Genomic DNA, 17,887 nt, shown 5'->3' with positions numbered 1-17,887 from the left:
CGTCGCTAGCGTGGGGCCGTGCCGGAGCGTGAAACGGACCATGAACCGGGCGTCGCCGACGCCGGACGGGGCGCGGTGCGGACCCGGGGTGACGACGGGCGGGAATCCGACGTTGCCCGGCGGAAGGACACGCTGCGCGGCCGGCTGCTGGCCGCCCGCCGCGCGCTCACCGCGGAGGAGCGCGCGAGCGCGGCGGAGGAGCTCCGCGGCCACGTGCTGGAGCTGGCGCAGGAGCTGCGCGACGGCCCGGTGTGCGCGTACCTGCCGATCGGCGCCGAACCGGGCTCGATCGCGCTGCTCGACGGGCTGCGGGCCGCCGGGCGCTCGGTGCTGCTGCCCGTGGTCCCACCCCGGCCGGGGCCCCTCGACTGGGCCGCGTACACCGGTCCGGCCTCCCTTGCCCCCGGCCCGCTCGGCCTGCGGGAGCCCACGACCCCGAGGCTCGGCCCGGCCGCCGTGCGCACCGCGGTGCTGGTCCTGGTGCCGGCGCTGGCGGTGGACCGGGCCGGGCGCCGACTGGGCCGAGGCGGCGGGTACTACGACCGCACCCTCGGCGCCGTGCCCCCGGGCGTGCCCGTGGTGGCGCTGCTGCACGACGGCGAGCTGATCGACGACGTGCCGGCCGATCCCCACGACCGCCCGGTCACGGGTGTGGTGCTGCCGACTCCCGGGACCGTCACGACGGGGAACAACGGGCGGGGCTGACGGGTTATGCTGGCACTCGCTCACACAGAGTGCCAGTTTCCGGAGGATCACGTGCCGACCTACCAGTACGCCTGTACCGCTTGCGACCACCGGTTCGAGGCCGTGCAGTCCTTCTCGGACGACGCGCTCACCGAGTGCCCCGTCTGTGCCGGCAAGCTGCGCAAGGTCTTCTCCTCGGTCGGGATCGTGTTCAAGGGCAGCGGCTTCTACCGGACCGACAGCCGGTCCGGCTCGAGCACCGTGAGCTCCTCGAGCTCCTCGGACGGCGCGGGCTCCTCCACCGCCAAGTCGGACTCCGGCTCGGGCTCGGCGAAGTCCGACTCCGGCTCATCGTCCACCAGCGCCCCCGCCGCGGCCGCCTCCTGAGCCCTCCGGGGCGGGAGTTGTCCACACCCCGCCCCGCTCATCCACAGGCCCGCGATCACGCCGGGAGCACGTGCGCTCCCGGCCTAGCGTCGCGGGCATGGCAGAGCGTCGAGCCCGTCCGGCCCGCAGCGGCACCCCGGAGGGTTCACCCCGGCGACCCACGGAGCCGTCCGGGCCCTTCGGTGCCGTGGCGGCGTTCCTCGGCCGGGCGAGCTGGCGCCGGGCCGTCCTGGTCCGCCGGTGCGTGGCGGGTGTGCTCGTCGCCGTCGCCGCCGTGCTCGCCCTGTCCCCCGGCGCCGGCGGTGACACTGCCGAGGTGGTCGTGGCCGCCCGCGACCTGCCACCGGGAAGCGTCGTCGCCGCGGCCGACCTGACCGTCGTCACCTGGCCCGCGGAGCTCGTGCCCGCCGGGGTGGTCGGCGTCGCCGCGGCCGAGGGCCGCGTCCTGGCCGGTGCCCTGCGCGCCGGCGAACCCCTCACGGACCTCCGGCTGGCGGGCGCCGCCCTGGCCGCGGCCGCCACGGGCCTGCCCGACGCCGCGGCCGTGCCGGTCCGCCTCGCCGATCCGGACGTGGCCGCGTTGCTCACGCCGGGTGTCCGGGTGGACGTGGTCGCCGCCGCGCCCGAGGGCGGCGAACCCACGGTCCTGGCCGACTCGGCGGTGGTCCTGACCGTCCTGGAGCCCGGCGGTACCTCCGCGGGGACCAGCGCGCGCGGCCGTTCGGCACTGGTCGCCCTGCCGCGTGACCTCGCGACGCGCGTCGCGGCCGCTTCGCTCTCCGATCAGGTGGCCGTTACCCTCCGCTGACGGAAGCGATCAAGCAGACGGTCGGTCACCGGAGGGGAACCGTGCTCAAGGGCTTCAAGGACTTCATCCTGCGCGGCAACGTCGTGGATCTCGCGGTCGCGGTCGTCATCGGCGCCGCGTTCACCGCGATCGTCACGGCGTTCACGAGCAGCATCATCCAGCCGCTGCTCAACGCGATCACGCCGCCGGACGTGCCCGCCCTGGGTATCCAGCTCCAGGCCGACAAGCCCAGCACGCTGATCAACTTCTCCGAGGTCATCGCGGCGGCGATCAACTTCCTGCTCGTCGCGGCGATCGTCTACTTCGTCTTCGTCCTGCCGATCCAGACGATCAAGAACCGGCGCAGGCGGGGCGAGGAGCCCGGTCCCGCGGAGCCGACGGACGTCGAGCTGCTCGCCGAGATCCGTGATCTGCTCAAGGCGCAGGCCAACTCCAGCAGCAACGGCCGCCACCAGGCCTGATCCGGGCTTCGCCGCCGCCCGCGCTCGTTACCCGTCCTGGTCGTGGTGCGGCGGGCGGTTCGCCCGGTACCACTCCTCGTCCCGCTCGCGGTCGGCCGGGCGCGGGTCCTCGAGCTCGTCCCGGGTCACCTCGGGCATCGGGTCGCCGAAGACCTCCGCGAGCCTGCGGCGCACCCGATCCGGCAGTTCGGCCATTCCTCCATCGTGCCAGGCCACAGCGGACGCTATCCGGTGCATCATGGCGGGACGGCCGGGTGGCCGGGTGGCGAACAGTGGGGGGAGACCCATGGGCTGGCAGGACAAGGCCAAGGAACTGCTCGACAAGGCCAAGCCGTACCTCGACCAGGCGCAGGAGAAGGCCGGGCCGTACCTCGACAAGGCCTCGGAGAAGGCGGCGCCCTACGTCGCGAAGGCCAAGGAGAAGGCCGGCCCGTACGCCGAGCAGGCGCGCGAGAAGGCCGGGCCGCTGGTGGAGAAGGCGGCGCAGAAGGTCGACCACGCCACCAAGCACAAGTACAGCGACAAGATCGGCACCGTGAAGGACAAGGTCGGGGACGCCCTCAAGCACAGCGGCGGCCCGACCGGCGGAACGAGCGGCACCGCGGGCACGACCGGCACGGCGGGTGCCTCCGGGACGACGGGCCCCGCCGGGTCGACCACCCCGCCGACCGCGGCGCCGACCACCCCCGCACCGCCCTCACCGACGCCCACCGCGACGCCGGGAGCCACTCCCACACCGGGGACCGCTCCGACGCCGGGAACCTCCGCGACCCCGGGAGCCACGGACTCGGACGCGCCCGGGCCGAGGCCGGGCAGCGGCACGACCCCGACCACCTGACAGCCCTCCGGCCGACGACCCCGCAGTCCGGACAGGACGGTCCGAGCAGCGCGGTCTCGGCAGCGTTGTCCGAGCAGCGCGGTCCGGGCGCCGCCGGGTGCTCAGGCGTCGAGGCGGGACAGCTCGCTGATCACGTGCGTGACCAGCGGCGAGAGCGTGGCCATCCCGTCCCGCACGGCGGCGCGCGAGGAGGCCAGGTTCACCACGAGGGTGCTGCCGGAGATGCCCACCAGCCCGCGGGAGAGCCCGGCGTCGACGGCGCCGGCGGCGAGCCCGGAGGCCCGCAGCGCCTCGGCGATGCCGGGGATCGGGCGGTCGAGCACGCCCGCGGTGGCGTCCGCCGTGACGTCCCGCGGCGACACGCCGGTGCCGCCGACGGTGATCACCAGGTCGACGCCGCCGATCACGGCGGTGTTGAGCGCGTTGCGGATCGCAACGGCCTCGCCCGGCACGGTGACCGCGCCGTCGACCACGAAGCCGGCCTCCTCGAGCAGCTCGGCGACGAGCGGACCGGTGCGGTCCTGCGTCTCGCCGTGGCTCACCCGGTCGTCCACGATCACCACGAGGGCACGGCCGAGCTGCGGGGTCGCCATCTCCATGTGCTCACCGTAGTGGTCCCGGCACCGGGCAGCGCCCCGGGTGGTGGGTATCCGTCCGGTCTAGAGAGAGCGGGACCGCGCCGGCGCTGGGAGGGGGTGCCGGCACCGACGCGGGCCCTTGTGACCGCATCGCGGGGCACCACGACACGGACGCAACCATCATGACCCGAAATGCGTCCCGCGCGCTGCTCCCGGGCCGGATCTGCGCCGGTTGACATTCCCCGCTCCCCCGGCGGTCCTAGCTCGGCTCACCCGCCAGGGTGACCGTGACCTGGCGATCGGCGAGCGTGAGTCCTATCTGCTCACCCGGCTCGTGGTCGCGGATCGCGGCGACCAGCTCGTCGCCGTCGGAGATCGGGCGGTCGGCCACCCGGAGCACGACGTCGCCGGGGTGCAGCCCGGCCTGCGCGGCGGGGCCACCCGGCGTCACCTGCCCGACGACGGCGCCGCCGCTCGCGGGCTGCCCGACGCCGGTCACCGTGACCCCCAGGACCGCCCGCGTCGCGCGGCCGGTGCGGTTCAGCTCGTCGGCGACCCGGCGCGCCTGGTTGACCGGGATCGAGAAGCCGACGCCGATCGAGCCGCCCTGGCCGCCCCCGGTGCTGGCGATGGCCGAGTTGACGCCGACCACGCGGCCCTGGAGATCCACCAACGGGCCGCCGGAGTTGCCGGGGTTGATCGGGGCGTCGTGTTGGACCGCGTTGAGCACGGTCGCCTGCCCGCCCTGGTCGCCGCCGACGCTGACCGCCCGGTCGAGCGCGCTGACGATCCCCGTGGTCACCGTGCCGTCGAGGCCGAGGGGTGCGCCGATCGCCACGACCTGCTGGCCGACCCGCAGCGACTCCGAGTTCCCGAGCTCCGCCGCGGTGAGCCCGGTCGCGCCGTCGAGGCGGACGAGGGCGAGGTCGGAGCCGGAGTCACGGCCGGTGATCCGCGCCGGGAAGGCACGACCGTCCTGCAGGAGCGCGGTGATGGTGCCGCCCGTGGCCGCGGCCGCCACCACGTGGTCGTTAGTCAGCACGAGGCCGTCCGGGCTGAGCAGGATGCCGGAGCCCTCGTCCTCGCCGGGCCCGCCGCCCTCGACCTTGAGCAGCACGACGCTCGGCAGCGCCTTCGCCGCCACCGCCTCGACCGGAGTGAGCTGAGCCGACGCCGGGTCCGCCTGCGGCAGGGGGCGGCCCAGCGCGCCGTCGGACACACTGCGGCCCGCGAGCGTCCAGCCGATCCAGCCGCCGGCCAGGCCGGCGAGCAGCGCGAGCACGACGGCCGCGGCGGCCAGCGGGGCGTAGCGGCTCAGGTGCTGCGCTGCCGGTCGACCGACCGGGGTGACGGAGGGCGGTGCCCCGCTACCCTGCGGCCCGGTCACGACCGCAGGCGGCGGGGACACCGGCTCGATCAGGGCGTGCCGCCCCGTGTCCGTCAAGGGGTCGGGCGCCGGTAGGCCCTGCGGCGGCGTCGGTTCTCCCGGGTCCACCGTGTCCCCCGGCCCGGCGGGCGGGTCGGTGACCTCGCCCGGGATCTCGTCGGGCGTGCGCCCGGCGGCGTGCCGCCCTCCGGCCCCGTGGCCGGAGCGCTCGTCGTCGGTCATCCGGGGTCCCGTGCTCCTCGCTCCGGCGGCGCGTCCGCGGCCACCGCCGCGCCAGGGTAGGCGGGGCGGCCGGCTCCGCGCCGGGCGACTCCGACAACAAGTCCTGCCTTGACAAGAATTGTTGTCGCTGCGACGGTGGTCGCCGTGACAGACCGGACCGCGGTGATCCAGGACGGGGCGGCCGCCGCGGTCGCCCTCGACCCCGTGCGGGCCCGGCTGCTCCGGGCGCTGCGGGAACCGGGTTCGGCCACCTCGCTCGCCGCCGAGCTGGGCCTGACCAGGCAGAAGGTGAACTACCACCTGCGCGCGCTGGAGGCGCACGGCCTCGTCGAGCTGGTCGAGGAGCGCCGCAAGGGGAACATGACCGAGCGCGTGCTGCGGGCCACCGCGAGCGCCTACGTCGTGTCCCCGCAGGCCTGGGCCCTGGTCGCGCCCGACCCGGCCCGCGAGCCGGACCGGCTCTCCGCCCAGTGGCTGCTCGCCCTCGCCGCGCGGCTGCTCCGCGAGGTCGGCACGTTGATCACCCGGGCCGGCCGCAAACGGATCGCGACGTTCGCCGTCGACGGCGAGATCCGGTTCGCCACCGCCGCCGACCGCGCGGCGTTCGTCGGCGAGCTCGGCGAGGCCGTGAGCGCGCTCGTCGCCCGCTACCACGACGAGGGCGCGCCCGGGGGGCGCCCGCACCGCGTCGTCGTCGCCGTCCACCCCGCCCTGCCCGACACCGAGAACCCACCCGACGAGAACCCGTCCGACCCCGAGAACCCGCTCGACACCGGGACCGCACCGGGCGCCGGGACGCCGCCCGGCACCGGGTCCACGACACGTACAGAGGAGTCGCCGTGAGCCGCCCGTTCGAGATCCGCCGCGAGGTGGTCCTGCCCGCGAGCCCCGAGGAGGTCTGGCGCGCGATCGCGACGCCGGAGGGCCAGGCGGGCTGGTTCATGACCTCCCCCGACCCGGCCGAGGTGGGCGCCGAGATCGACGAGGACGCCCCGAACCGGCTCGAGCAGCGTTTCGGCACCCAGGCGATCGAGTACGTCCTCGAGGCCGCGAGCGGCGCCACCACCGTGCTCCGGTTCGTCCACAGCGGCATGGCCGAGGACGACTGGGGCGACGAGTTCGAGACCATGACCGGCTTCGGCTGGGACCTCTACCTCTTCACCCTCGGCGAGTACCTGCGCCACTTCCCCGGCCGCCCGGCGGTGTACGTCGAGGCCGAGGCGCCGGCCGCACCCGAAGCCTGGAAGCGCATCCTCGCCGCCCTCGGCGACCCCGCGGAGGGCGACGCGGTCGAGGTCCTCGGGGCGTCCGGCGTGGTCGACAAGCGCACCGACCACTACCTGGGCGTGCGGACCGCGGACGCGCTGATCCGCTTCCACGAGCGGTCCCTGATCGGGATGCCGGTCGCCGTCGGGCACCACGACTACCGGTCCGGGATCGACGTGCAGGCGGAGACCGAGGCGTGGACGCGCTGGTTCGCGGACACGGTCCAGGGCTGATCGACCCGGGGGGGTGATCAGCCGGGGCTGACCATCCCGGCGGCGCGCTCCTCCGGCGGCAGGACGTCCCCGCGACGGCCGGGCAGCCGCAGCGAGAGCAGCGCGCCGCCCTCGGGTGCCCGGCCGGCCCAGGCCGCCCCGCCGTGCCGCACCGCCACCTGCCGCACGATCGCCAGGCCCAGCCCGGAGCCGGGCATCGTGCGGGAGGTGTCGGCCCGGTAGAAGCGCTCGAAGACGTGCGGGAGGTCGGCCTCGGCGATCCCGGGGCCCGAGTCGGCGACCTCGACGACCATCGTCCAGTCGTCGAGCGGCACCATCCGCAGCCGGACCGTCCCGCCGGGCGGGCTCCACTTCACGGCGTTGTCCAGCAGGTTGAGCACGGCCCGCTCCAGCGCCGTGGCGTCGCCGACCAGTGTCCACGGCACCGTCGTGACGTCGAGGTGGAGGTCGCCGGCACGCCGGCGGACGCGCTCGAGCGCGCGCTCCACGACGTCGGTCATCTCGACGGGCTCCCGCGGGATGGCCGGGGCGTCCTCCCGGGCCAGCTCGGTGAGGTCGCCGATGAGCTGCGTGAGCTCCTCGACCTGCGCCCGGACGTCCGCGAGCATCTCCTCGCGGTCCTCGGCGGGCAGCATCGGCGCGCCCGGCCTGTCGGCCGCCGCGAGCAGCTCGAGGTTCGTGCGCAGCGAGGTGAGCGGGGTGCGCAGCTCGTGGCCCGCGTCGGCGACGAGCCGGCGCTGCTGCTCCTGCGACGCGGCCAGCGCGCCGAGCATCTCGTTGAAGCTCTGGGTGAGCCGGGCGAGCTCGTCCGAGCCGCTGACCGGGATCGGCCGCAGCTCCCCCGTCGCCGTGACGCGCTCGGCGGCCGCGGTCAGCCGCTGCACCGGCCGCAGACCCGCGCGGGCGACCGCGACGCCGGCGAACGCCGCGAGCACCACCCCGATGCCGCCGATCACCGGCAGCGCCGTGGCCAGCTCGGACAGCACCGCCTGCGTCGAGTCCATCTTCTGCGCGATCACGAGCGCCCGGCCCTCGCCGGCCTCGACCGCGACGACCCGGTAGCCCGCCGCCGTGCGGAAGGTCTCCTCCTCGTCCCCCCGCGCGACGTCGAGTTCGGTGTCGCTGAGCGGCGGCGCCGAGGCGGCGCCCTCCGCGGACTGGGCGAACCCGGAGGCGTACAGCAGCGCCACGCGGATGTCCCCGGCGCCCAGCACCTCCGGCGGGATCGTCGAGATCAGCTCGGGCTTGGCGAGCTCGCTCTGCGCCGCGGCGGTGGCGCGTTGGGAGAGGTTCTCGTCGAGGGTCTGCAGGATGCTCTCCCGCACGATCAGGAAGGCGGCCAACGAGACCAGCACGACGACACCGGCCGCGACCCCCGCGGCCAGGATCCCGATGCGGGCGCGCAGGCTGATCCGGTCGAGCCGTTCCCGGGCCGAGACCCGGGGCCCGCGCACGGTCACGGCGGCGTCTCGCGCAGCACGTAGCCCACCCCGCGGACGGTGTGGATCAGCCGCGGCTCGCCCTCGGCCTCGGTCTTGCGCCGTAGGTAGCCGATGTAGACCTCGAGCGCGTTGCCCGTGGTCGGGAAGTCGTAGCCCCAGACCTGCTCGAGGATCTGCGCGCGGGTCAGCACCCGCCGCGGGTGCGAGAGCAGCAGCTCCAGCAGTGAGAACTCGGTGCGGGTCAGGCTGATCGGGCGCTCGCCGCGGCGCACGTCCCGGGTGTCCGGGTCCAGCGAGAGGTCCGCGAACTCCAGCACGTGGGACTGCCCCGCGGCGGCCGCGATGTCGTCGATCGTCCGGCGGCGCAGCAGGGCGCGCAGCCGGGCCAGCAGCTCCTCCAGGGCGAAGGGCTTGGGCAGGTAGTCGTCGGCGCCGGCGTCGAGGCCCGCCACCCGGTCGGAGACGGCGTCGCGCGCGGTGAGCACGAGGATCGGCAGCTCGTCGCCGGCCGCGCGCATGCGCCGGCAGACCTCCAGCCCGTCCAGCCGCGGCATCATGACGTCGAGCACCATCGCGTCCGGCCGCTGTGCGTCGACGGCCTCGAGCGCGGCCAGCCCGTCGCTCGCGAGATCGACCTGATAGCCGTTGAAGGCCAGCGAGCGGCGCAGCGACTCGCGCACCGCACGGTCGTCGTCGACGACGAGGATTCGCATGGCCGCCAGTCTCGCGCGGCGTTCTGAGAAGCGTCTGAGAGCCCCCTGTGACGCTCGTCCGGGGCGCCCGGATCGCTCTGCTTGGATCCCGTCGTGGGTTTCGTCGCGGGCATCCTCGCCCTCCTCGCGCTGACGCACGGGTACCTGTATCTGCGAGTCGTGCGGGACGTCGTGCGCTCCCGGCGGGGCCGGGTGACCGGCGCGGTCGTCCTCACCGTGCTCGGGCTGTGCACCGCGGGCGCCTTCCTCACCCGCCGCGTGCTGACGGCCGAGCAGGCGGCGCCGCTGCACCACGTCGGCTACCTCTGGTTCGCCCTGGCGCTGTACGCGGCCCTGGTGCTGGTCGTCGGCGAGCTGCTGCGCCTGGTCCTGCGGGTGACCGGGCGGTCCAGCCCGGAACGACGCCGGTTCCTCGCCCGGGCGATCGCGGGGACCGCGGGCGTCGTCGCGCTCGGCACGGTCACCTACGGCGCCGTCGAGGCCCGACGGCCGCGGGTCGAGCGGCGCGAGGTCGTGCTCGACCGGCTCGATCCCGCCTTCGACGGCTTCACGATCGCAACCGTCTCCGACATCCACCTCGGCCCGCTGGTCGACGGGGCGGACCTGCGCGGTTTCGTGGCGACGATCAACGCGGCCGGGCCGGACGTCGTCGCCGTCGTCGGGGACCTGGTCGACGGGTCGGTGGCCGACCTCGGGCGGTACGCCGCGCCGCTGCGGGAGCTGACCGCCGACACCTACTTCGTGACCGGCAACCACGAGTACTTCTCCGGCGCGGCCGAGTGGACGCAGTTCCTGCCGACGCTCGGGGTGCGGGTGCTGCGCAACGAGCGGGTGACCCTGCGCCGGGGCGCGGCGACGCTCGACCTCGCCGGGTGCGACGACCGCACGGCCGCCGCCTCGGGCGTGCCCGGGCACGGGTTCGATCTCGACCGTGCGCTCGCCGGGCGTGACCCCGAAGCGCCGGTCGTGTTGCTGACCCACCAGCCCGTGATGGTCGACCGGGCCGCACGGGCGGGCGTCGACCTGCAGATCTCCGGGCACACGCACGGCGGGCAGCTCACCCCGCTCACGCATGTCGCGCTGCTCGACCAGCCGGTTCTCGCCGGCCTGACGAGAATCGGCGGGACCTGGCTCTACGTCACGCGGGGCCTGGGGTTCTGGGGCCCGCCGGTGCGGGTGGGATCACCCCCGGAGATCACCCTGCTGACCCTGCGCAGCGGCCGTTAGACGGCGACCGGCTCCCGCCGCGCGCTCCGCTTCTCGACCATGGCCGAGACCGTCGCGACGCCGAGGCCGAGGAGCGCGAGGAGGGCGGCGACGACGTTGGGCGAGGTCAGCCCGAAGCCGAGCGCGATCGCCACACCGCCGAGCCAGGCACCGAGCGCGTTGGCCAGGTTGAACGCCGCGTGCATCGAGCCCGCGGCCATGTGCGGGGCGCCCGCGGCGCCGTCGATGATCCGCAGCTGGGCCGAGGGGATCAGCGAGAAGGTCGTGACGGCGAACAGGAACAGCACGATCGCCGCGCTGACGGGGTGGTGCATGGCCGGGACCAGCGCGAGCGCGACGATCGCGTCGGCGGCGAGGACCAACCGGATCGCGCGCATGGGGTCGATGTCGGCCAGGCGCGCGCCGATGGCGTTGCCGATCGTCATGCCGACGCCGAACATCGCGAGCAGCAGCGTGATCGCGGCGGCCGGGAAGCCGGCGACCTCGGTGAGCATCGGCGCGACGTAGCTGTAGCTGGCGAAGAGCGTCGCCCCGCCGAGCACCGCGATCAGCAGCGTCAGCCAGACCGGGCGGCGGGTCAGGGCGCGCAGCTCGTCGGCGAGACGGGGGCGCCCGCCCTCGGGCCGGACGTCCGGCACCACGAACCGGATCAGGACCGCCGCGGCCAGCCCGATCACGCCGACCGCCGCGAAGGTCCACCGCCAGCCCACGAGCTGGCCGAGCAGGGTGGAGAGCGGGACGCCGACGATGTTCGCGACCGTCAGCCCCGCGAACATCAGAGCCATGGCGCGGGCCCGCCGGTCGGGGGCCGCGAGCGAGCCCGCGACGATCGCCGCGATGCCGAAGTACGCGCCGTGCGGCAGCCCCGACAGGAACCGCCCGAGCATCACGAGGTGGTAGCCCGGCGCGATCGCGGACAGCAGGTGCGCCACGCCGTACAGCCCGATCATCACGATCAGCGCCCGGCGGCGCGGCAGCCGGGTCGCCGCCGCGATCAGCAGGGGCGCCCCGACGACGACGCCGATCGCGTACGCCGACACGAGGTGCCCCGCCTCGGGGATGGAGATCCGCAAGTCTCCGGCCACCTCGGGGAGCAGCCCCATGACGGTGAACTCGCCCGTCCCGAGGGCGAACGCCCCCAGCGCCAGCGCGAGCAGCGCGATGCGCACCGACCGCACGGTGACCCCCTTACGCACCTCGAAAGCCGAACTCGTCCAGCGTAGGCCCCGATCAGGCACTTCCGCGTGTTCGACGGGTCACCCACGGCCCGCGCGCGGCGCCGTTAGGATGCTGCTCGCAAGCCCTCGTAGCTCAGGGGATAGAGCACCGCTCTCCTAAAGCGGGTGTCGCAGGTTCGAATCCTGCCGGGGGCACAGGTCAGCGCGGGTTTCGTCGATCTTGCTCTCGAGCGTGAGCGCCAGATGGGAGCGAAATCTGGTGTCCGCGGCAACTATCTGGAAGTCCGGGCGTGTCCGGGAACGATCGGCAGTGACCGACACGATGAAGGGTCGCCGGCGGTCTGACACTTCTCACCGCATTCGTCAGGCGTGGGCGGCGGCGTCGCACAGGTCCCAGGTGATCAGACCGCGGAGGTGATCGAGACTCCCGCTTTGCCGGGGCGAGCTCACGGTCCGGGCGCTACTCACGCGTCGCGACAACAGCTCGTGGAGGATGACAGCGAAGACGAGTAGTGACCACACGGCTCAACCGACGGAGTGACCGATCATCGCGTTCCTGTCGCGTCATCGCAGACTTCTTTCGCAATCTTCGAGCGTGCCGCGTGCCCCGGCTCCAAGTCGCGGAACCGGGGCACGCCTGCAGGACTCTCAGCCGATCACCTGCGGGGCGTCTGGGCCCGGATTCGTCACCGAGACGTCCGGCTCCCGACCGAAGCGTGGGGCAGTGCCGAGCAGCACGGCGGCGAGCAACAGCGAGCCGAGAGAGATCACGAGGGGGACGGTGTAGATGCCGGTGGCGTTGCGCACGGCCGTGAGAGCTCACCCCGTCGGGAGCGGGACGGCACTACTGCAGCCCGAGGAACTCGAGGGCGTTGTCCACGAGGATGATGTCCCGCGAGTCCGACGGCAGCGCGCCGGACTCGATGGCGGCGTCGATCGTCGCCAGTGACTTCGCCAGCTGACCCGACAGGTACGGCGCATCGCTCGCAAGCAGGATCCGGTCGGGTCCGAAACGATGGGCGACGATGCGCAGGTGCTCGGCGTCGAACACGAGGGCGTCCGCGTAGATCCGCCGTACGACCTGGTCCCACTCGTCCCCGTTCCCTTGTCCGCTGAAGCGGGACCCGACCCTGATCCGGGGGTAGCACCAGGCGAACGCCCCACAGCCGTGCGCGAACGCCACGCGCAGGCCGGGATGGCGCTCCAGGACGCCGCCCAGGAGCAGGGAGGAGGCAGCGATGGCGGTGTCGGCGAGCTGGCCGACACCGAGGTCGAGGACCCGGTGGTCCCGGCGCAGAACGCCGCGGCCCTGCGCGATGGGGTGGACGAACACCGACGAGCCCGTCTCCTCACAGGCGGCCCACACCTCGGCCAGCTCCGGCGCGTCCAGGTCGAGATCCCCGATCCTGGTCCCGACCTCGATGCCCGACAGCCCCAGCTCACGACACCGGTGCACCTCCTCGACCGCCGACGCGGACGGGAGGCAGCCCAGGCCGATCAGCCGTCCGTCCGACTGCTCGGCGACCGCGGCCATCGAGTCGTTGACGGCTCGCGCGTAGGCGGGGTCCGCCGACCACGCGTAGTGCATCGCCACCGGGGCGGGGGAGATGACCTGGTGCGAGATCCCGCAGCCGTCCAGCTCCTCGAGCCTTCGGGAGGGGTCCCACAGTCCCGAGGGCAGCGGTTGGATGGTGCGTCCACCGAGCACGTATCGGCCACCTCCCTCGCGGTCGACGACCAGCCGGGGAACGCCGGGCAGGTCTCGTAGAGCCGGGTCGAGGTAGTGGGCATGGACGTCGATTCCGGTGACGGGCCGGTTGTTGAGCACAGGGGAGGGCACGACAGCGCGTCCTTCGGGGTCGGTGCGGGTTAGGCGGAGGGGTACTCGACGATGCGGGACCGGAGAGTCCCGAGCTCCTGCACCGCGACCTCGACGACGTCGCCAGGCCGCAGGGGTGCGTGCGCGTCCAGGCCGTTGCGCCCCCACAGCTCGGCGAGACACCCGCCGCCGCAGGTCCCGGAGCCGAGCACGTCGCCGGCGCGGACCTCGGTGCCCCGGCTCGCGTACTCGATCATCTCGGCGAACGACCAGTTCATCGAGCTGCAGCTGTCCCTGCCGATCACCTCACCGTTGATGCTCGCGGTCATCTCGAGGTCGTAGGCGGTGCCCGAGCGACGGGCCGCGAGCTCGTCCGGGGTGACGAGCATCGGTCCCAGGGTCAGGGAGGTGTCCTTTCCCTTCGCCGGACCGAGGCGGACCTCCATCTCCGCGAACTGCAGGTCGCGGGCGGTCCAGTCGTTCATGATGCAAAAGCCCGCGATGTGCCGCTCGGCCCGGTCCGCGCTGATGTCGCGACCGGGTTCGCCGATCACCACCGCCACCTCCAGCTCGAGGTCGAACAGCGTGGTGCCGGGGGACAGCGGCACGTCGTCCTCGGGCCCGAGAACAGAGTAGGGGTTGGTGAAGTAGAACGTCGGCGCCTTGTACCACTGGGGTGGAACCGGCGGGTCGCCGCCCGCCAGCTTGATGGCGCCCTCGATGTGCCGCTCGAAGGTGACGAAGTCCCGCACGGTGGGAGGGTCGGGGATCGGAGCGTGCAGGCGGACGCCCGCGAGCGGAACGACCTCGTGCGGGTCCTTCACCAGGCGTTCGCCGATGACCTCCAGCGGGTCCGGATCGGCGAGGAGGTCCCGTACCCGGGTCCCCGGCGCCGTGCCGAGGACCGTGTCGTCCACGACGAGCCCGGCCGAGGTCGGCGTGGGCGCGCCGGTGGGGACCTCACGGTGCGAGTAGGTGATCCAGCGCATGGATGCAGACTTCCTTGGGTCGAAGTGGTCACCGCGTGGTCGCGGTGACGAGGCGCGACACCGCGACCCCTACGTGTGGGTCGTGGCCTCGCGGGTGTCGTCGGCGTCGCCGAGTGGCCCGTCCGTGACCGGTGCCGCGCCCGGGCCGAGGTGGAGGCGGACCCGCCCGACGAGCAGGGCGACGAGGAGGGTCAGGGCGGACGCGACCAGGACGACGTACATCGGGGCGGAGACGCCGAGGGTGGCGATGAGCCACACCATCACCACGTTGAACGGGCCACCGACGACCGCCACGACGAGGTTGTAGGACAGGGCGTACCCGGTCTGCCGTACCGCGGTCGGGAAGACGGCCGACACCAGACCGGGCACCGCGGAGACGAGCCCGCCCACCGCCAGCGCGGCCGGGAGCTGCATCCAGAGCGCGACACCGGGGCTCTGGGCCGTGGCCGGGACGAGGAGCAGCAGGACGACGGTGGTCGCCGCCGTCAGCAGCGCGGCGAGCCCGAGCTCGGTCCGCCAGCCGTACCTGTCGGCTACGAGACCCCAGACCGGCATCGAGAGCATGGCTGCGGAGATCCCGATCAGGCTGGCGAACAGGGCGGGAGTGGCGGCCAGGTGCAGGGAGGACTGCAGGTAGGTGGGCCAGAACTGGAAGTAGGTGCTGTTCGCGAGGGCGAGGGCGACGACGATCACGACCGAAAGACCGATGGCCCGGCCGTGGCCTGCCAGGGCCACCCTCATCGGGGTCGGCCGGGCCTTCCCGTCGACCGTCTCCTGGACGAACTCCGGAGTCTCGTCGAGGCGGCGCCGCAGATAGAGGGTGATCAGGCCGAGCACCCCGCCGATGATGAACGGGAGCCGCCACGCGAGGGAGGGTAGGGAGGGGAGCAGGTGCTCGACGAGCAGGCCGGAGAGGAATGCGGCAGCCGCACCCAGGAGGAAGCCGGAGTAGGCCGTCATCTGCTGGAACGCGCCTGCCCGCGCGACCGATCCGGGTCGGGCGTGCTCGGTGACGAACACGGCCGCCCCGGGCAGCTCGCCGCCGACCGCGCATCCCTGGACGATCCGCATCAGCACGAGCAGGGCGGGAGCGATCCACCCCGCCTGTTCGTAGGTGGGGGACACTCCGATGACCAGGGTCGACACGGACATCATGACCACGGTGAGGATGAACATCTTCTTGCGGCCGACCCGGTCGGCGACGCGAGCGATGACCACCCCGGCGAGGGGTCTCACCACCATGCCGATGGCGTAGACCGACAGCGTCTGCACCAGGCGCATCGTGTCCGACGTCTCGGCCGGGAAGAAGGCCTGGCCGATCAATGTGGCCACGTACAGGTAGGCCACGAAGTCGTAGTACTCGAGCGCGGCACCGAGTGACCCCAGGCGGATGTTTCGTCGAGAAGCCGCATGGCTCGGATGGGAGGTCGTGCGCACCATTGCGACACCCTTCGAGAGAGGTTCGACTGCACCTGCCGGCGGTCGTGCCGGCCGGTGGTGGAAGAGCTGACCGACAGGTCGGTCCGGGGAAAGGTCAGTCGACCGGCGGCATCGGGAAGACCTTGCCGTCGAAGACGGAGACGTCCTGGCGCAGGACGCGTTCCCCGACCCGGGCGGGTGGGGCGTCCATGAGGACGAAGAGGACGCGGACCGGCTCGCCGCTCCGTACCGCCCACGAGTGCATCGTGCCGCGTTGGACGACGACGTCACCGGGTCCCAGGCGCTCGACGCGATCGCCGCCGTCCAGCTCCATCTCCAGCTCGCCCGAGACGACGATCGCGATGTCCTGGGTCTCGGTGCGGTGCATGTTGGCCGCGGTGAAGGTGCCCGGTTCAAACTCGGCGACCCGGAAGAGGACCCGGCCGCCCCAGGGGCCCGAGGCGTCGTCGTCGACCGAGAAGCCGTCGTTCGACGGGGGGAACGCCGGTGTGCACCACACCACCTTGGCGTCGTAGCCCTCCAGACGAGGCTCCGACGAGAGCGTCTCGTCCAGGGCGACGACGGCTCTCCCCTCCTCGTCGTGGCCGGTCACGACGCGCCTGAAATCGAATGCCATGCGAATGGAGCTCCTTGTCGTGTGCGTGCACCGGACCGACGGACCGGTGCGCTTAGTCGTCGAAGTCGACGAGCTCGTGCGGCCATCCGACGGCGCCGAGCAGGTACTGCTGGGACTCCTCGACGAGTCGGCGGACCCGTCCGTGGTCGACCCCGACGAGCCGCCCGCCGCTCTTGACGACGCGGCCCGCGACGAGAACGGTGTCGACACAGCCGATGTCGGCGGCCTGGACGATCGAGCAGATCACGTTGTTCCGGGGGGTGAGCTGCAGCTTCTGGGTGTCGAGCAGCACGACGTCCGCCTGCTTCCCCGGCGTCAGCGAGCCGACGGTCTCGCCGCGGCCGCAGTTGTCGGCGCCCTTCTGGGTCGCCGACCGCAGGATGTCGCGAAGCGAGGCGGACGGTACCCCCGACCGGTGCTCGTCGAGACGCTGGACGAGATAGAGGGCCCGCATCTCGCTGAACATGTCGATCCCGTAGGTCATCGGGTTGTCATTGCTGATTCCCGGCCTCAGACCCAGCTCGACCCACTCGGAATACGGGACGACGCCGTATCGGAACTGTGTCTCGATACGAGGACAGACGTTCACCTGGCTGCCGCCGTCGACAATCGTCTGACGCTGTTCCAGGGTGAGATGGTTGGCGTGGTTGATCGCCTCGCGTCCGTCGAACCAGCCGGTCGAATAGAGACGGTCGAGTGGCTGGTGCTCGATCCCACTGTCGAACGAGAACCAGAGGTCGAGATCCTTGCGAAGGCGCAGCAGATCGTCCAGATCGTCGTTTCCGGCCGCATACAGTCGCAGATCGCACAACTGGTCGTCACTGCTGAAGTGCCGCTCCCGCAAGCGCTTCACGTCCTGCGGGAACGTGTGTGCCCAGGCGCCGTGGCGGGGGCGTCCCACGGCGTGCGTGCCCCGCACCCCCGCGTCGGCCATCGCCGCGATCGCGGCGTCGGAGTGCTCCGGTGAGCGGGCGTTGTGCATGTTGTCGACCACGGTCGTGATACCGCCCTCGAGGGCGGTGAGCAAGGTCACCAGCGTGCCGGCGTAGACGTCCTCGGGACGGCACGCGGGCCCGAGCAGGCGGTGGGCCGCGTACATGTAGCTGCGACTCTCCCGCGGGGCCCCCTCGACCGCGTCGATCGACGTCTGGGGGATGTTCGTGGGGAGCAGCCGACCAAGTGCGCCCTCCCAGCAGTGGATGTGCGGATCGCAGAAGCCCGGAATGACGATGTGATCCCGCGCGTCGATGACGACCGCCCCGGGCGCGTCGATGCGCTCCGCCACGGCGGCGATCGTGTCGCCGACGATGAGGACGTCGCCACGCCCGAGATCGCCGACGGAGTCGTCCATGCTCACGACGGACCCGCCCTTGATGAGCAGTCGGCTGTCGTGTCCGCCCTCCCGGGCGAGCGTCGCCGTCGGGTCGACTCCGCGGCTCCGGACGGGCGCGGTGTCCACTGTGTTCTCAATCTCGACCACGCTGCTCCTCGTCGTGCCGCTCTGCCGTGGGGTCTGTGCGCCGATTCGTCGGTGAAAGCGGACGATTGCTTCTCCCGGCGGCGAACAGTGGCAGCCTAACAGTTCGCGGGCCCCACCCG

Annotated in this window: 19 protein-coding genes, 1 tRNA gene and 1 pseudogene; 9 read left to right on the top strand and 12 right to left on the bottom strand. The window is 73.1% G+C overall.

Going from position 1 to position 17,887, the window contains the following annotated elements:
- Window positions 1–18 precede the first annotated feature (18 nt).
- From ABD990_RS31630 to mscL, 4 genes are all read left to right on the top strand, one after another.
- Window positions 19–705, top strand: a complete 687-nt coding sequence (locus ABD990_RS31630; protein WP_345384465.1) for a 5-formyltetrahydrofolate cyclo-ligase — start codon at window positions 19–21, stop codon at window positions 703–705.
- Between the two features lie 51 nt (window positions 706–756).
- Window positions 757–1,071 carry an FmdB family zinc ribbon protein gene (locus ABD990_RS31625; RefSeq protein WP_345384464.1) on the top strand — a complete coding sequence of 105 codons (315 nt, stop codon included), beginning with the start codon at window positions 757–759 and terminating at the stop codon, window positions 1,069–1,071.
- A 97-nt stretch (window positions 1,072–1,168) separates the two neighbouring features.
- Entirely contained in the window at window positions 1,169–1,879 is a 711-nt protein-coding gene (locus ABD990_RS31620) for an SAF domain-containing protein (RefSeq protein WP_345384463.1), read from the top strand.
- A 41-nt stretch (window positions 1,880–1,920) separates the two neighbouring features.
- Window positions 1,921–2,340: a large conductance mechanosensitive channel protein MscL gene (gene mscL / locus ABD990_RS31615; RefSeq protein WP_345384462.1), complete on the top strand. Its 420-nt coding sequence runs from the start codon at window positions 1,921–1,923 to the stop codon at window positions 2,338–2,340.
- A 27-nt stretch (window positions 2,341–2,367) separates the two neighbouring features.
- Here mscL and ABD990_RS31610 read toward each other — a convergent pair whose 3' ends face one another.
- A complete protein-coding gene (locus ABD990_RS31610) occupies window positions 2,368–2,535 on the bottom strand; it encodes a hypothetical protein (protein ID WP_345384461.1) in 168 nt (55 codons plus the stop codon).
- Between the two features lie 91 nt (window positions 2,536–2,626).
- Between ABD990_RS31610 and ABD990_RS31605 the strand changes: the two genes are divergently transcribed.
- On the top strand, window positions 2,627–3,178 hold the full coding sequence (locus tag ABD990_RS31605; RefSeq protein ID WP_345384460.1) for an Rv0909 family putative TA system antitoxin: 552 nt from the start codon (window positions 2,627–2,629) through the stop codon (window positions 3,176–3,178).
- A gap of 101 nt (window positions 3,179–3,279) precedes the next feature.
- Here the strand turns inward: ABD990_RS31605 and ABD990_RS31600 are convergent, their stop codons facing one another.
- Together ABD990_RS31600 and ABD990_RS31595 are read right to left on the bottom strand one after the other, a co-directional pair.
- Window positions 3,280–3,771, bottom strand: a complete 492-nt coding sequence (locus ABD990_RS31600; protein WP_425569700.1) for a MogA/MoaB family molybdenum cofactor biosynthesis protein — start codon at window positions 3,769–3,771, stop codon at window positions 3,280–3,282.
- A 244-nt stretch (window positions 3,772–4,015) separates the two neighbouring features.
- On the bottom strand, window positions 4,016–5,365 hold the full coding sequence (locus ABD990_RS31595; RefSeq protein WP_345384458.1) for a S1C family serine protease: 1,350 nt from the start codon (window positions 5,363–5,365) through the stop codon (window positions 4,016–4,018).
- A gap of 144 nt (window positions 5,366–5,509) precedes the next feature.
- Here ABD990_RS31595 and ABD990_RS31590 point away from each other — a divergent pair.
- Together ABD990_RS31590 and ABD990_RS31585 are read left to right on the top strand one after the other, a co-directional pair.
- Window positions 5,510–6,085, top strand: a pseudogene (locus ABD990_RS31590) (ArsR/SmtB family transcription factor); the annotation flags it as partial.
- Window positions 6,086–6,204: 119 nt separating this feature from the next.
- Window positions 6,205–6,864 (top strand): SRPBCC family protein, encoded by a 660-nt coding sequence (locus ABD990_RS31585; protein ID WP_345384457.1) that lies wholly within the window; start codon window positions 6,205–6,207, stop codon window positions 6,862–6,864.
- Between the two features lie 17 nt (window positions 6,865–6,881).
- Here the strand turns inward: ABD990_RS31585 and ABD990_RS31580 are convergent, their stop codons facing one another.
- Both ABD990_RS31580 and ABD990_RS31575 read right to left on the bottom strand, forming a co-directional pair.
- Window positions 6,882–8,324, bottom strand: coding sequence for a sensor histidine kinase (locus ABD990_RS31580; RefSeq protein WP_345384456.1), 1,443 nt, complete (start codon window positions 8,322–8,324; stop codon window positions 6,882–6,884).
- Window positions 8,321–9,019, bottom strand: a complete 699-nt coding sequence (locus ABD990_RS31575; RefSeq protein WP_345384455.1) for a response regulator transcription factor — start codon at window positions 9,017–9,019, stop codon at window positions 8,321–8,323. Before ABD990_RS31575 ends, ABD990_RS31580 begins: the two co-directional genes overlap by 4 nt.
- 93 nt (window positions 9,020–9,112) lie before the next feature.
- On the opposite strand from ABD990_RS31575, the gene ABD990_RS31570 reads away from it, so the two are divergent.
- Window positions 9,113–10,246, top strand: a complete 1,134-nt coding sequence (locus tag ABD990_RS31570; RefSeq protein WP_345384454.1) for a metallophosphoesterase — start codon at window positions 9,113–9,115, stop codon at window positions 10,244–10,246.
- Here ABD990_RS31570 and ABD990_RS31565 read toward each other — a convergent pair.
- Window positions 10,243–11,415, bottom strand: a complete 1,173-nt coding sequence (locus ABD990_RS31565) for an MFS transporter (RefSeq protein ID WP_345384453.1) — start codon at window positions 11,413–11,415, stop codon at window positions 10,243–10,245. The two genes, ABD990_RS31570 and ABD990_RS31565, sit on opposite strands and share 4 nt — an antisense overlap.
- 131 nt (window positions 11,416–11,546) lie before the next feature.
- On the opposite strand from ABD990_RS31565, the gene ABD990_RS31560 reads away from it, so the two are divergent.
- Window positions 11,547–11,619: transfer RNA gene (locus tag ABD990_RS31560), tRNA-Arg, on the top strand.
- 453 nt (window positions 11,620–12,072) lie between these two features.
- Here ABD990_RS31560 and ABD990_RS31555 read toward each other — a convergent pair.
- The 6 genes from ABD990_RS31555 to ABD990_RS31530 all read right to left on the bottom strand — a co-directional run bounded on the left by ABD990_RS31555 (window position 12,073) and on the right by ABD990_RS31530 (window position 17,747).
- A complete protein-coding gene (locus ABD990_RS31555; protein WP_345384452.1) occupies window positions 12,073–12,231 on the bottom strand; it encodes a hypothetical protein in 159 nt (52 codons plus the stop codon).
- A gap of 37 nt (window positions 12,232–12,268) precedes the next feature.
- A complete protein-coding gene (locus ABD990_RS31550) occupies window positions 12,269–13,264 on the bottom strand; it encodes an amidohydrolase family protein (RefSeq protein ID WP_345384451.1) in 996 nt (331 codons plus the stop codon).
- 29 nt (window positions 13,265–13,293) lie between these two features.
- Window positions 13,294–14,232 carry a fumarylacetoacetate hydrolase family protein gene (locus tag ABD990_RS31545; RefSeq protein ID WP_345384450.1) on the bottom strand — a complete coding sequence of 313 codons (939 nt, stop codon included), beginning with the start codon at window positions 14,230–14,232 and terminating at the stop codon, window positions 13,294–13,296.
- 69 nt (window positions 14,233–14,301) lie between these two features.
- The gene (locus tag ABD990_RS31540) at window positions 14,302–15,672 is read right to left on the bottom strand and encodes an MFS transporter (protein WP_345384449.1); all 1,371 of its coding nucleotides are present in this window, start codon (window positions 15,670–15,672) and stop codon (window positions 14,302–14,304) included.
- A gap of 94 nt (window positions 15,673–15,766) precedes the next feature.
- The gene (locus ABD990_RS31535; protein WP_345384448.1) at window positions 15,767–16,288 is read right to left on the bottom strand and encodes a cupin domain-containing protein; all 522 of its coding nucleotides are present in this window, start codon (window positions 16,286–16,288) and stop codon (window positions 15,767–15,769) included.
- 52 nt (window positions 16,289–16,340) lie between these two features.
- Window positions 16,341–17,747, bottom strand: a complete 1,407-nt coding sequence (locus ABD990_RS31530) for an amidohydrolase family protein (protein WP_345384447.1) — start codon at window positions 17,745–17,747, stop codon at window positions 16,341–16,343.
- Between the last annotated feature and the right edge of the window lie 140 nt (window positions 17,748–17,887).

Source organism: Pseudonocardia yuanmonensis, assembly GCF_039542425.1.
Classification (GTDB): domain Bacteria; phylum Actinomycetota; class Actinomycetes; order Mycobacteriales; family Pseudonocardiaceae; genus Pseudonocardia; species Pseudonocardia yuanmonensis.
This window is presented reverse-complemented; position numbering and strand designations above follow the sequence as displayed.

Bases quoted from the DNA above. Each gene is read 5' to 3' on its own strand.
- ABD990_RS31620 (WP_345384463.1), top strand. From the start codon at position 1,169: ATGGCAGAGCGTCGAGCCCGTCCGGCCCGCAGCGGCACCCCGGAGGGT.
- ABD990_RS31610 (WP_345384461.1), bottom strand. From the start codon at position 2,535: ATGGCCGAACTGCCGGATCGGGTGCGCCGCAGGCTCGCGGAGGTCTTC.
- ABD990_RS31605 (WP_345384460.1), top strand. From the start codon at position 2,627: ATGGGCTGGCAGGACAAGGCCAAGGAACTGCTCGACAAGGCCAAGCCG.
- ABD990_RS31600 (WP_425569700.1), bottom strand. From the start codon at position 3,771: ATGGCGACCCCGCAGCTCGGCCGTGCCCTCGTGGTGATCGTGGACGAC.
- ABD990_RS31595 (WP_345384458.1), bottom strand. From the start codon at position 5,365: ATGACCGACGACGAGCGCTCCGGCCACGGGGCCGGAGGGCGGCACGCC.
- ABD990_RS31575 (WP_345384455.1), bottom strand. From the start codon at position 9,019: ATGCGAATCCTCGTCGTCGACGACGACCGTGCGGTGCGCGAGTCGCTG.
- ABD990_RS31545 (WP_345384450.1), bottom strand. From the start codon at position 14,232: ATGCGCTGGATCACCTACTCGCACCGTGAGGTCCCCACCGGCGCGCCC.
- ABD990_RS31540 (WP_345384449.1), bottom strand. From the start codon at position 15,672: ATGGTGCGCACGACCTCCCATCCGAGCCATGCGGCTTCTCGACGAAAC.
- ABD990_RS31535 (WP_345384448.1), bottom strand. From the start codon at position 16,288: ATGGCATTCGATTTCAGGCGCGTCGTGACCGGCCACGACGAGGAGGGG.